Here is a 13,257-nt window from a genome sequence, read left to right on the forward strand (position 1 = left end):
GAACGATGAATTGGTTGGCGCAGCTACACCAGGGCTGGATTCGCGGGCGGAGGTTAACGCGGGCATTTCGGCCGAAAGGCCGAAATGCCGGGCTGCTCGCTTACTCCCGACCAACGTTTAAGCAGCTTTTTTCAAGGGAATCACCCTGCGCTGCAGGGCAGCTAGCAGGTCAGCCTCTCGCTTTCTGGCGGCATCAATGCCCTTCTCGCGCACGTGCCCGTAGCCCCGGATCTGCTCCGGTAGACTGGCCAGTTCAATGGCCACCTGATGGTGCCCACTGTCGCGCGTGATCTGCAGGGTATCAATGGCCTTTTCAATATTTGCCTCGTATTCACCAATGAGGGCGCGCTCGGTGCGCCGTTCCTGGGTGTAGCCGAAGACGTCGAATGCGGTGCCACGCAAGCCGCGCATGCGGGCCAGGACTTTGAACACCGGAACGATCCAGGCGCCGAACTCCATCTTCTTTGGCTCACCCGTAGTCGGGTTACGGCGCGCAAGCAACGGCGGAGCCAGATTGAAAACCAGCTTGTAGTCGCCCTCAAACTGGCGATCGATGTTCTGCAAGAAGCCACTTTGCACATGCAGGCGGGCCACCTCGTACTCGTCTTTCATCGCCATGAGCTTGAATTGGTAGGTCGCCACGGCGCGCGTCAGTTCTGTTCGGCCCGGGAAAGCAGCCCTTTCCGCTGATCGAACCTTGTCGACCACCGCCATGTAGCGCTGCGCGTACGCTTCGTTCTGGTAGTCAACAAGGTACTTGCGCCGAAACGCAATGGCTTGCTCCAGGTCTTGCACAGGCGCGGGTGAAATCCCGGCGTTGCCTACGGCCTGGCGCGAGGCGATCAGGTTCTCTACCGCTCTGGCGTCTACCGCGGTGCGGCGTCCCCACATGAACGCGTCGCGGTTCATCTGTTGTGCGGTGCCATTGAGTTCAATGGCTTTGTCGATGGCTTCGGCCGTCAAGGGAATGAGCCCGTGCTGGAAGGCGAAGCCCATCATGAACATGTTGGCCGAGATGCTGTCGCCCATCAGGGCCACGGCGATACGGCTTGCCGCTACGAAGACTGCGCCATCGGCGCCCACGGCATCGGTGATGTTCTTGCGCAGACCGCTGCTGGGGAACTGCATGTCAGCATCGCGCGCAAAATGGCCTGGCATGGTCTCTTCAGTGTTCACTACCATCCGGGTGTGGCCCTTGCGCGTGAGGGCAAGCGTCTTGGAGTTGCCAGCTACGATCACGTCGCAGCCGAGCACCAGATCGGCACCGCCGGCTGCAATTCGAATGGTCTTGATGGCTTCGGGCGAGCGGCCAAAGCGCAGGTGGCTCCAGACTGACCCACCCTTTTGCGCCAAGCCCGCCATATCCAGAATGCCGCAGCCCACACCCTGCAGGTGTGCCGCCATGCCAAGGATGGCACCGATGGTCACCACGCCGGTGCCGCCCATGCCAGTCACCACAATGCTGTAAACGCCCTTTTCCAGCGATGGCAGCACAGGCTCGGGCAGCGGCGGGAACACTGCGTTGTTGTTTACACGCTCGGGCTTGCGAAGCTTGCCACCCAACACCGTCACGAAGCTGGGGCAAAAACCCTTGGCGCAGGAGTAGTCCTTATTACAAGAGGACTGATCAATCCGGCGCTTGCGGCCTAGCTCGGTTTCCAGCGGCTGGACCGACACACAGTTCGACTTCACACCGCAGTCGCCGCAGCCCTCGCAGACCAAATCGTTGATGACCAGGCGTTTGGCCGGATCGGGAAATTCTCCGCGCTTGCGCCGGCGCCGCTTTTCCGCTGCACAGGTCTGGTCGTAGATGAAGACGGTGGTGCCTTCGATCTCGCGCAGTTGCTTCTGCACTTCGTTGATGTCGTCGCGGTGGTGCACGGTCAGGCCGACGGGCCACTGAATGCCTGCCGGGTACTTGCCGGGCTCATCTGTCACCACAACGATGCGTTTCACGCCTTCGGCGTGTACCTGGTGGGCAATGGTCGGTACATCGAGTGGCCCATCGTGCTTTTGCCCGCCCGTCATGGCCACCGCGTCGTTGAAGAGGATCTTGAACGTGATGTTGGTTTTGGCCGCAACGGCGGCGCGAACAGCCAGCAACCCGGAGTGAAAGTACGTGCCATCGCCCATGTTCTGGAACATGTGATCGCGTTTGGAAAACGGCGCCTCACCTACCCAAGACATGCCCTCCGCACCCATCTGGGTATAACCCTGGGTGGAGCGATCCATGGACTGAGCCATCCAGCTGCAGCCAATGCCTGCGTAGCCCTTGCTCCCTTCCGGAAGCACGGTGGACGAACTGTGCGGGCAGCCACTGCAGAAGTAAAAACTGCGCGAGAGAATGTCGATCACGCCCTTGGGCGCCCGGTATCCGCGAAGCTCGTCCACGCGTTGGCGCAACACCTCCAGGTTGCCTTCATTGAGCTCCAACAGACGCTCGCCGATGGCAATGGCGATCTGGTTGGAATCCAGCGCCATCTCGGATTGCAACAGCGTCAGGCCGGTCTCGTCCTTCTTACCGACGATGGTAGGTGCGTTGGCCATGCCGTACAGCTGCTCCTTGAGCTGAAACTCCAGCAGGCTTCGTTTTTCTTCTACTACCAGGATCTTCTTCAAGCCGACCGCGAACTCTTTGGCACCTTCCGGTTCCAGCGGCCAAGTCATGCCGATCTTGTAGATGCGCAATCCGAGCTCGGCTGCTGCTTCCTCCGAGAGATTGAGCTCGTCCAGCGCTTGCAGCACATCCAGGTAGCTCTTGCCGTGGCTAGCGATGCCCAGCTTGGGCGTGGTTGAATCCAGCACCACCCGGTCGATTGCATTGGCGCGGGCGAATGCGGACACCGCCACCAGCTTATGGCGATGCAGACGAGCCTCCTGAGCGTGCGGAGTGTCTGGCTGGCGCAGGTTCAGGCCATCGGCGGGCATTTCCACCCCTTCGGGCAAGCGTATCTGCACGCGGTTGAGGTCGACATCGATGGATGCTGTGGCCTCCACAGTGTCCTTCACGCACTTCATGCCAACCCAGCAGCCGCTGTAGCGTGAGAGCGCCCAGCCAATCACGCCGTAGTCCAGTACTTCCTGCACACCCGAGGGGCTGAGCACCGGAATCATGGCGTCGACCATGGCGAACTCGCTCTGGTGGCAGGTGGTGGACGACTCACAAGTGTGGTCGTCGCCCATGAGCACCAGCACGCCGCCATTCTTTGACGAGCCTGCCAGGTTGCCGTGGCGAAACGCATCACCCGTGCGGTCCACGCCAGGGCCTTTGCCGTACCACATGGCAAAGACACCGTCGTACTTGCCCTCCCCCGTGGCTTCCGCCTGCTGTGTGCCCCATACCGCGGTGGCGGCCAGGTCTTCGTTGACGCCGGGCACAAAGAGCACGTTGTGTGCGGATAGGTGCTTTTTCGCCTTGCCGAGTTGGTCGTCAAAAGTACCTAGCGGAGATCCACGGTAGCCGGAGATGTATCCAGCAGTGGTCTTGCCGTCCTGCCGGTCGCGAAGGTGCTGGGTCATGGGCAGGCGCACCAGCGCCTGCGTGCCGGTGATGAAGATCCGGCCTTTTTCCAAGGTGTATTTGTCGTCCAGGCTGACGGTTTTGAGACTCATGGATTTCCTTCTTGACTGAACCAAGGCAACGTAATTTTTGATGTCGCCGCAAAGTGTCGACAGGTGTTTAATCACAAGTAAATCATGCCCGGAATACGCTTGTCAACTGTTTAGGGAAAGTCCGGATGAGAGTGCATCAGGAACGTCTTGTTTTTCGCCAGACATCCCCGCACAAGTCCAGTGCACCATGCACCGCAATGATCGTTCTACGCCCCGGGAATGCGCTGAATCGGTGCGAAAAGTCAATGTGTCGACACATCTGTAGTCACATATCGCTAATGGCATAGATATTGCAGTTGATCGACTAGGGAAAACACTATCTCACATATCGCCGATTGACCTCTATAAACACTGTCTCGACAAGTGTCGACACACCGAATGGCATTTTCATTCAAGCTTTTTCAACACCCCAAGGAGTAATCACATGAACATCCAACGCATCCAACCCAATGCCCGCATGAGCGCCGCCGTCGTCTGCAATGGCTTCGTCTTCCTCTCTGGCCAGGTGGCTGACGACACCACAGCCGATGTCGCAGGTCAGACGCGCCAGATCCTCGACAAGATCGACCGCATCCTGGCTGAGGCTGGCAGCAGCAAGGAGCGCGTGCTCAGCGCCAACATCTGGATTGCAGAGGCTTCAACTTTCAACGAGATGAACAGCGTATGGGACGCCTGGGTGCCAGCCGGCAACACCCCTGCACGTGCATGCGTGGAGTCCAAGCTCGCGTTCCCGCAGTACACGGTCGAAATCGGTGTGATCGCCGCCGTCTGAGCGCCCACGCGATGAAAACGGTCATTCTCGGAGGGGGCATCGTCGGAGTGACGACCGCCTACTACCTGGCCCGCGAGGGACATGAGGTGGTGGTCGTAGACCGGCAGCCCGAAGTCGCCAGAGAAACCAGTTTCGCCAACGCGGGCCTGGTGGCGCCCGGCCACGCCTACACCTGGGCGTCGCCCCGGGCGCCCAAGATTCTGCTCAAGTCTCTTTTCCTCAAAGGTCAGGCGTTGCGACTCAAGCTGCGTTTTGACCCGCGCATGTGGGCCTGGGGGCTGCAGTTCCTGGCCCAGTGCACAGCGGAGCGTTCGCGTGAGAACACCGCGCGCAAGTTGCGGCTATGCCTGTATTCGCAAGACCTCTTGCAGGAACTCACAGACCAGGAGCAGCTGCAATACGACCTCATCTCCGGAGGATGCCTTTACGTCTACCGCGATCCCGTCGCCTTCGAGCGTGGCGTGGCCGCCACCAGCGTACTCTCCGATGGCGGACTGACGCTGCAGAGGCTCACGCCGGATGAAGTAGTGCAACGAGAGCCGTCCCTGGCTGCTGCACGCTCGCAACTGGCTGGGGCGATCTTCTGTCCGTCCGACGCGAGCGGCGACGCTCATCTGTTTGCCCGGCAGCTGGCCGAACGCTGCAAGCAACTGGGCGTTCAGTTCCTGATGGACCGCCAGATCACCGGCTGGGACAACAGCGCTGACCGCATCAACGCCGTACGCACAGACAAAGGCCCCATCACGGGGGACCGGTTTGTGCTGGCGCTGGGCAGCTATTCGCCATTGCTGGCCTCCAAGGTGGGATACAGCCTGCCGGTGTATCCCGTCAAGGGCTATTCGATGACGCTGCCCATCCGCCCAGGAGATGAGGCACCCACGCTCGGGGGTGTCGATGAACACAACCTGGTGGCCTGGGCGCGCTTTGGCAACCGCCTGCGTTTTACGGCCACCGCCGAGTTCGCAGGCTATGACACCGCACACACACCGCGTGATTTCGAGGACATGCTGGGCGTGGCACGCCAGCTGTTTCCGCGTGGAGCTGACTACGACTCACCGTCGTATTGGTCGTGCCTGCGTCCCATGACGCCTGCGGGCGCTCCCATCCTTGGCGCCACGCGCCACCGCAACCTATTCCTCAACACGGGCCATGGACACATGGGCTGGACGATGGCCTGCGGCACTGGCCGCATCGTTGCCGACCTGCTTTGCGACCGCAAACCACACCACAGCCTGGAAGGCCTGACCCTATGAACACCCTGACCGCGCCCACCCGCACTTATCAGAAGCACCCGTTCAAACTCGGCACCGGCCCGGCGTCTCGTGCCGCCATAGGCTTGATCGTGCTGGCTACAGACCACACCATAGAGCACGAATGGCACCGCATCATGCAGCTAGATGGTGTGGCGCTCTATCAGTCCCGCCTCTACAACTCTGCGGACATCAATCCCCAGACTCTGGCGGCCATGGAGAAAGATATCGCTCCTGCGGTGTCCCTGATCCTGCCGGGCCAGCGCATGGATGTGGTGGCGTTCGGTTGCACTTCAGGTGCGATGGTCATCGGCGAAGAGGCTGTATTCGAACGTATTCGTGAGGTGCGACCCGGTGTAGCCTGTACGAGCCCCATCACCGCCGCACAGGTCGCGCTCAAGACGCTAGGTGCGCGCCGGGTGGGTCTGCTGACGCCGTACGTGAAATCAGTCAGCGACTGGATGGCCGACTACATCGCAGACCGTGGCTTTGATGTCACGGCGAGCGTCTCCTACGAGCATGCTGACGATAACGAGGTTGCCCGTATCGACGAGGCATCTATCCGCGCCTCAGTGCTGGAATTGGGCAAGTCCCCAGATGTCGACGCTGTATTCGTCTCGTGCACCAGCATGCGGCTGGCCAGCCAGGTGACCGCGCTTGAACAGGCCATAGGTAAGCCCGTGATTTCCAGCAACCACGCCATGGCATGGCACGCCCTGCGTCTTGCAGGCATCCACGACGCCTTGCCTCAGTGGGGCCGGCTTTACAGCCTCTAACCCGTTTCGCAGCTCAGCTGCATTTCCGCGCCGCCGGCACTGCCGGCTTGTTTTCCACCGATCCCCATAGGAGTGAAGCATGAAGTTGATTGCAACGAAATTCTTGGCAGCGGGCTTGCTCGCCGCCTCCGCAGCCGCACAGGCACAAGACGTCACGATTGGTGTCGTTCTGCCACTGACCGGCGCCAGCGCCAGCATCGGCGAAGACCAACGCAGAGGCGTCGAGCTTGCCACCGAGCGCGTCAACGCCGCTGGCGGGGTACTGGGCCGCAAGCTGCGCGTGATCATTGAAGATTCTGGCGGCCGTGCGCCCACGGCGCTTGATGGCGCCAAGAAACTGGTAACGGTGGACAAGGTGCCGGTAGTGCTGGGTGAATACTCCTCTGGCATCACGATTCCAACGGCCCAGTACGTCATCAAGGAAGGCGCCTCACACCTGAATATTGGCAGCTCCAGCCCGCGCGTGCGCGAAATCGGCGTTGGCTCTTTCAGCGTGATCGGCCTGGACAACGTTTCCGCCAAGTTCGGCGCCACCGACGTGTTCGAGCAGAAGTTCCGCAAGGCCGCCTTCATCGCGCCCAACAACGCTTACGGCCAGGGCGTAGCGGAGGAATTCAAGAAGAACTTTGAGGCCCTGGGTGGCAAAGTGGTGACATCCATCCTCTACACCGCCGGCCAGTCTACCTACCGCCGCGAGCTGCAGCAGATCGAACGCTCAGCGCCTGATGTATACGTTTACAGCGCGTACGGCCAGGAAGCGGCCATCATCAACCGCGAAGCCTTCGACCTTGGCCTCAACAAGACCCAGTGGTACGCCATCTACCAAACGATGTGCACTACGGACACGCCAGCCCAGATCGCCAATGGCCAGATTGGCATGGAAGTGAGCTCGATCGGCCCCAATGGCCGTTCTTATGAAGAGGCTTACACCAAGAAGTACAACGAGAAGCTGAAGTCGGCCTACGGCAGCTACGCCTATGACGGCGTCATGCTCGCTGCAGCCGCCATCAAGCAGGCTGGTTCCACCGACAACGCCAAAGTCCGCGTGGCCCTGGCCGAAGTGGGCCGTAAGTTCGAAGGCGTGACGGGCGAAATCTCCTTTGACCAGGATCGCCAGCGTGCAGTGCAGCCATACCTGCGCACGCGTTATCAGAACGGCGTGCAGCCACGTTGATGCCTCTGGTGCGGGTTGGGGCGTCAACACGCCCTGACCCGCCCGACCGCGCCCTCCTCTCTTCCTTCATGAGACCCGCCCATGCTTCAGTTCTTCCTGGATGTGCTCATACGCACGGCTGACCTCGCCCTGGTCGCCGTAGGTCTGAGTGCCGTTTACGCCCTGGTCAAGTTTCCCAACGTGGCCCACGTCCAATACGCCGTCGTGGGCGCATTCCTGACACTAAGCGGCCAGCGCATGGGTTTGCCATTTCCCGTGGCTATGGTTGTCTCATGTTTGTTGACTGGCGTGTTGGCCGTGCTGCTCAACACGTTGGTGTTTCGCCGGTTGCTGCGATCCGGGCCAGCCATCGCCATGATCGGTTCTCTGGCGGTGTCTATGGTGATCGTGGCACTCATCCTGGGTATTGCCGGTTCGCGCCCACAGCGCTTCCAATTTGACATCGTTGCGCCGCTGGTGATCGCGGGCGCCCGGGTTTCCCATGCGCAGGTGTATTCGATCGTGGTGGCCATCGCGGTGTTGTCTGTCTTTACCTTCGTCCTCTATCGAACATCCGTCGGCCGCTCGATGCGCGCGCTGGCCTCCAACCGTTCGCTGGCCGAGGCCACCGGCATCAACGCAGCAGCCATTACCAACCAGATCAGTTTCGTCAGCGGCGCGCTGGCCGCGGTGGGTGGAACCATGCTCGCCATGACGGGCGACGTCCACATGAATCTGGGCACCGACCTATTACTGCCGGTGTTTGCCGCCGCCATTCTTGGGGGGCTAGGCAGTCCGCTGGGCGCAGTCGCTGGGGCCTTGCTCATCGCTATCGCCGAGACACTGGTGACCAATCTGAACCTCGGCTGGCTGGTTGGGCAACCGCTCGCCTTCTTGCCCGTGACCTACATCGGTGCAGCGTCATTCATCTTTCTGCTGGTGGCGCTGCTGTTCAAACCCTATGGCCTGTTCGACCGGGAGGTGCGCCGTGTTTGATTTTCTGCTTCACGCCGTCACGGTGACGGCCATCTACGCCCTCATCTCCGTCTCCCTGAACATCCAGGCAGGTTATGCGGGCCTGCTCAACCTCGGCCACATCGCCTTTGTGGGCGTGGGCGCTTACGCAGTGGGCATCGCCCATCAAATGCATTGGAACCCCGCCATCGGGTGGATGCTGGGGTTGGCGGTGGCTGCCATTCTGGGTTTCTTCGTCTCCCGACTCGGCCGCAACCTTGGCGCTGACTACTGGGGTATTGCCACCCTGGCGGTGGCGGAGATCGTACGTACGATTGCGCTGAACGAAGACTGGCTGACCGGCGGCGCCCAAGGCATCAGCGGAATCACGCCGATGTGGAGTTCGCTGAGCTCTTCCGGCTCTCGCTGGGCATTTCTCGCGACGGTTCTGGTCACCTTGTTCGCTGCTGCAGCCCTGACGAGTCGACTAGGCGCGGGACGCTTTGGCAGATCCCTTCGGCTCATGCGCGAGGAGCCTTCACTGGCGACCAGCATGGGCTACGACTTGGTGGGCCTGAAATCGCGTGCCACAGTGGCCTCGGCCATGATGGCCGCAGTGGCAGGGGCGTTTCTCGGCCATTACGTGAGCTACGTGGGTCCTGACTTCATGCTCGCCTCCGAGACCTTCATGATCTGGACGATGGTCATGATCGGCGGCCTGGGCAACGTAGCCGGTGTCGTGCTCGGCGCTCTGCTGGTGCAGAGCATCTACATCTCGGTCCCCTTTGCCCGCGATTTTCTGGGCATAGGCTCCGATGTAGCGGGTGCCGTCAGGCTGGGCCTGATCGGATGTCTGTTGCTGGCCTGCCTGCTGTGGCGCAAGGACGGCCTTCTGCCTGAAACCCTGAGGAAGCTGTGATGCCCGCGCTGCTCGATATCCAAAACATCCACAAGGCCTTTGGTGGCAATGTGGTCCTTCAAGGTGCGTCGCTGAATGTGATGCCAGGCGAGATCGTTGGCCTGCTGGGCCCGAACGGATCCGGCAAGAGCACATTGCTTAACGTGGCCTCCGGCTTTGCCAGGGCAGACTCGGGCGAGGTGCTGTTCGAAGGCCAGGACATTTCCCGACTTCCAGCCCACCGCATCGTTCACCACGGCATGGCCAGAACGTTTCAACTGCCCTCCATGCCGAGCCGCATGAGTGTGCTGGAAGTTACTTTGGCTGCCGACACGCGTCTGCACGGCGTGTGGTCTACCCTGCTCAAACCCCGCGCCGTGCGCGAAGCTGAAGCCGAGGCGCTGCAACAAGCCAACCAGCTGCTGGACTCTCTGTTGCTGACTCCGGTGAAACAACTGGCAGCATCAGCGATTTCAGGCGGACAAAAGAAGCTCCTGAGCATTGCATGCGCCTTGATGGCACGACCCAAACTGCTGATGCTCGACGAGCCCACCGCGGGCGTACACCCCAATCTGCGTCGCGACATTGTGCAGACGCTGCAGAGTCTGCGTGCCCAGGGGATCTCGCAGCTCATTGTGGAGCACGACATGCACTTCGTACGCGAGGTGTGCACGCGTTGCATCGTCCTGGACAGGGGCCAGATCGTGGCTGATTGCAAACCGGAAGAACTTTCTTCTCACCCCCAGGTCATTGAGGCCTACCTCGGGCGCGCGGCTGCGGAAGCCGCGCAGATGAAAGCCGCATGATGACGCCCCAACAAGACGCATCCCACCTCACCGATCGCCAACCACGCAGCGCAAGGTTACTCAACATGAACATAAAAGCCGAGAAGGAAGTCGATGTTCGCGATGTGGTCGCTGGTTACAGCGCCGAAGTAGATATCTTGCGTGGCATTTCGCTCAACGTCACGTCCCGCGAGATCGTTTGCATTCTTGGCCCCAACGGTTGCGGAAAGTCCACGCTGCTCAAGACCGTGGCCGGGTTCCTGCGGCCTCGAAGCGGCAGCATTCACATACGCGATGAAGATGTCAGCCAGATCCCGGTGCACCGTAAGGTACGAAGCGGCACCATCGGATTCGTGCCCCAGACCGACAATGTCTTTGGCTCATTAACCACCTGGGAGAACCTGGCCCTGGGCGGCCAGTTCATGCCGAAGACCGAATGCGCGCAACGCATTGAGGAACTGTGCACTACCTATCCCGTGCTGGCGCGCAAGCTGAGCTCGTCCGCAGCGTCGCTATCCGGGGGAGAACGCCAGGTCCTTTCGCTGGCCCGGGCGCTGATGCCACGCCCGCGCGTGCTGCTGCTCGATGAACCTTCCGCCGGCTTATCGCCCAAAACTCTGGCGGAAGTCTTCGAAGCAATCTCCGCCACTCGGGACAAGGAAGGCATTTCCGTGTTGATGGTTGAGCAAAACGCCATGGAAGCCTTGCGCATCTCAGACCGAGCCTACGTGCTTTCTGTAGGCACCGTCGCCCTCGAAAACAAGGCCAGTGTGCTCATGAACAGCCCTGAAATGCGCGAGCTGTACCTGGGTGGCCGCCCTCATTGATATCACCATTCATGCCCACAACTTCCATTCAAACGCTGCCCTACGGCAGCTTGGTCGCCATCATCACTCCGTTTGACGCCACTGGCGCCATAGACTGGCACGCGCTCGAAAACCTCATCGACTGGCATGTGCGAAGCGGCACACGCGGTCTTGTGGTGGCCGGCACCACTGGAGAATCTTCCACCCTCAGCATGGACGAGCACGCCGAACTGCTGACCCGTTCAGTGGCCCACGCCAGAGGGCGTATTCACGTAATGGCCGGCGTAGGAGCCAACTCAACAGCCGAAGCGGTTCACCTCGCGCGCATGGCGCACAAGGCGGGTGCGCACTCACTGCTCAGCGTGGTGCCGTACTACAACAAGCCCGTCCAAGAAGGCCTCTATCGCCACTTTGTGGAACAGGCCGACGCCACACCGCTGCCTCTGGTGGTCTACAGCGTCGCCGGCCGCACCGTAGTTGATTTCTCCATACCCACCCTGCAGCGTTTGGCGCAACACCCGAACATCAAGGGCATTAAAGATGCGTCGGGCGATCTGGTGCGCGCCCAGCAGCTGGCCGCCGCCTTGCCCGATGATTTCATGCGTTACAGCGGCGACGACCTGACCGCCGCCGCCGCGCTCGCCCTGGGGGCACACGGCATCATCTCCGTCACCGGCAACGTAGTCCCGGCGGCGGTCCAGGCGCAATGCATGGCCATTACGGAGGGAAAGCTCGCGCAATCGCTAACACTGGTCGCCGACCTCTTCGAGCTGTCCCAAGCGCTGTTTACCGAGAGCAACCCCATTCCGGTGAAGTACCTGGCCAGTCTCATGGGCCTTTGCCAGAACATCTTGCGCGAACCGCTGGTCCCCGCCAGTTCCGCGTGCTCCAAAGACTTGGACAGGCTCCATGTGCAGTCGCCACTCATTGTCGATGCGGCTCAGGCCTTCGCCGATGATCGGGCCTTGTCTGTGGCGTGAACTAGAGGGCCCCCGAGCACGGTTAGGCTGGGGCAATGAGCGGTAGTACAAGGTGTAAAATCACGGCAAACGAAACTGTCTACACTTGTTGCAACAAAGTCGGTGGGATCACGAAAACCTGTCACGGCCTCCTTGAAGCCAGCCTCCCTCTCCCTTAAATATGGCCACCACCCCTGCTCGCCGACGCGCTGTCCCCCGACACATACCTCAACCGCGGGACGAAAGCTCTGTGGAGCGCCTGTATCTCCACCTCCGGGACCGCGCGATGCGCTACGAATTCCGTCCGGGCACCCGTATCAACGAGCAAGCGTTAGGCCGTGAGTTCGGAGTGAGCCGCGCCCCTCTGCGAGAGGCCTTGAACCGGTTGGTGGCAGAAGGCCTGCTGGATTTCGTCATGAACAAGGGGTTCTTTCGCAAGAACATCAGCGTCGACGAGGTGTTCGACCTCTACCAGGTACGCATTGCTCTGGAACGCCGTGCAGTTTACCTGGCCCTGCAACGCGCCACCGACGCCGAAATCGAAGCGGTTCGGCAATACTGGAGCGAGGTGATGTCGCGCGCAGCTGAGATGACTTCTGACGATTTCCTGCTGGCAGACGAAGAGTTCCACCGCCGCATGGTCGCGCTGGCCAGGAACAAAGAGCTGAACGCCTTCATGGAAGTGGTCACCCGGCGCATCCACATTGCGCGCCACATCGACATCCAGCAATCGGCTTGGAACACCAAGGCTTTCGATGCCCACTTCGAGATCCTGCAACTGATGCAGGATCGCAAGAAGGAAGTTGCATTGGAGTGCATCACCGAGCACATCGACATGAGCATGAAGCGGGCGGTTGAGATCACCAAGGAGATGGTGGCCAAGTTCTTTTTGGTGAACTCATCGATGCCCGAGACTTCGCCTACCCCAGCACAGGACCACTGACCCGGGCAAGAGAACAGGCATCTGACGCCGCACTGGCAGAGCATCAGCTCTGCGGTAATAACCGTATCTCTACCGTGCCGCCTGCCTCGTAGACCGGGTTGCCCGGCAGGAATACTTTCGCGTCTTCAAGGCTGGCAGCGCGTACACGAATAAATCCACCCAGATCGTTGCGCGACGGTGCAGCAGAGCTGTTTTTTCGAAACCGCTCTCCGTCCCCAATAGAGCTGCCACCATCGAACTGCCCAGATTTCCGGAGCGTGGCCAGATACTCCCCCCATAGAACCAGGTCATTAGCGACGTCCTGGTTCAATGAGTCCTGGTGCATTAGCAGGATGTATTCGTTCATGGA

General features: G+C 60.6%; 12 protein-coding genes. 10 read left to right on the forward strand and 2 right to left on the reverse strand.

The features are described from left to right. Positions 1–117 precede the first annotated feature (117 nt). Positions 118–3,612: an indolepyruvate ferredoxin oxidoreductase family protein gene (locus G518_RS0107930; RefSeq protein WP_028602071.1), complete on the reverse strand. Its 3,495-nt coding sequence runs from the start codon at positions 3,610–3,612 to the stop codon at positions 118–120. A 424-nt stretch (positions 3,613–4,036) separates the two neighbouring features. Between G518_RS0107930 and G518_RS0107935 the strand changes: the two genes are divergently transcribed. From G518_RS0107935 to G518_RS0107980, 10 genes are all read left to right on the forward strand, one after another. Next, positions 4,037–4,384, forward strand: a complete 348-nt coding sequence (locus G518_RS0107935; protein ID WP_028602072.1) for a RidA family protein — start codon at positions 4,037–4,039, stop codon at positions 4,382–4,384. A gap of 11 nt (positions 4,385–4,395) precedes the next feature. Continuing rightward, a complete protein-coding gene (locus G518_RS0107940; RefSeq protein WP_028602073.1) occupies positions 4,396–5,637 on the forward strand; it encodes a D-amino acid dehydrogenase in 1,242 nt (413 codons plus the stop codon). After that, positions 5,634–6,410 (forward strand): maleate cis-trans isomerase family protein, encoded by a 777-nt coding sequence (locus G518_RS0107945; protein ID WP_028602074.1) that lies wholly within the window; start codon positions 5,634–5,636, stop codon positions 6,408–6,410. Before G518_RS0107940 ends, G518_RS0107945 begins: the two co-directional genes overlap by 4 nt. Before the next feature lie 79 nt (positions 6,411–6,489). Further along, positions 6,490–7,584 carry an ABC transporter substrate-binding protein gene (locus tag G518_RS0107950; protein WP_028602075.1) on the forward strand — a complete coding sequence of 365 codons (1,095 nt, stop codon included), beginning with the start codon at positions 6,490–6,492 and terminating at the stop codon, positions 7,582–7,584. A gap of 81 nt (positions 7,585–7,665) precedes the next feature. Continuing rightward, positions 7,666–8,559 (forward strand): branched-chain amino acid ABC transporter permease, encoded by an 894-nt coding sequence (locus G518_RS0107955; protein ID WP_028602076.1) that lies wholly within the window; start codon positions 7,666–7,668, stop codon positions 8,557–8,559. Next, positions 8,552–9,436, forward strand: coding sequence for a branched-chain amino acid ABC transporter permease (locus G518_RS0107960; RefSeq protein WP_028602077.1), 885 nt, complete (start codon positions 8,552–8,554; stop codon positions 9,434–9,436). The genes G518_RS0107955 and G518_RS0107960 overlap by 8 nt, the downstream gene beginning before the upstream one ends. Next, the gene (locus G518_RS0107965; RefSeq protein WP_028602078.1) at positions 9,436–10,221 is read left to right on the forward strand and encodes an ABC transporter ATP-binding protein; all 786 of its coding nucleotides are present in this window, start codon (positions 9,436–9,438) and stop codon (positions 10,219–10,221) included. The genes G518_RS0107960 and G518_RS0107965 overlap by 1 nt, the downstream gene beginning before the upstream one ends. Positions 10,222–10,286: 65 nt before the next feature. Continuing rightward, the gene (locus G518_RS0107970) at positions 10,287–11,027 is read left to right on the forward strand and encodes an ABC transporter ATP-binding protein (RefSeq protein ID WP_028602079.1); all 741 of its coding nucleotides are present in this window, start codon (positions 10,287–10,289) and stop codon (positions 11,025–11,027) included. An 11-nt stretch (positions 11,028–11,038) separates the two neighbouring features. After that, the gene (gene dapA, locus G518_RS34340) at positions 11,039–11,986 is read left to right on the forward strand and encodes a 4-hydroxy-tetrahydrodipicolinate synthase (protein WP_051236231.1); all 948 of its coding nucleotides are present in this window, start codon (positions 11,039–11,041) and stop codon (positions 11,984–11,986) included. Between the two features lie 160 nt (positions 11,987–12,146). After that, complete coding sequence (locus G518_RS0107980) at positions 12,147–12,908, forward strand: GntR family transcriptional regulator (protein WP_028602080.1); 762 nt, start codon at positions 12,147–12,149, stop codon at positions 12,906–12,908. Between the two features lie 43 nt (positions 12,909–12,951). On the opposite strand, the gene G518_RS0107985 is transcribed toward G518_RS0107980, so the two are convergent. Further along, positions 12,952–13,254, reverse strand: a complete 303-nt coding sequence (locus G518_RS0107985; RefSeq protein WP_028602081.1) for a YciI family protein — start codon at positions 13,252–13,254, stop codon at positions 12,952–12,954. Positions 13,255–13,257 lie beyond the last annotated feature (3 nt).

The organism is Ottowia thiooxydans DSM 14619 (assembly GCF_000422885.1).
GTDB classification, from domain to species: domain Bacteria; phylum Pseudomonadota; class Gammaproteobacteria; order Burkholderiales; family Burkholderiaceae_C; genus Ottowia; species Ottowia thiooxydans.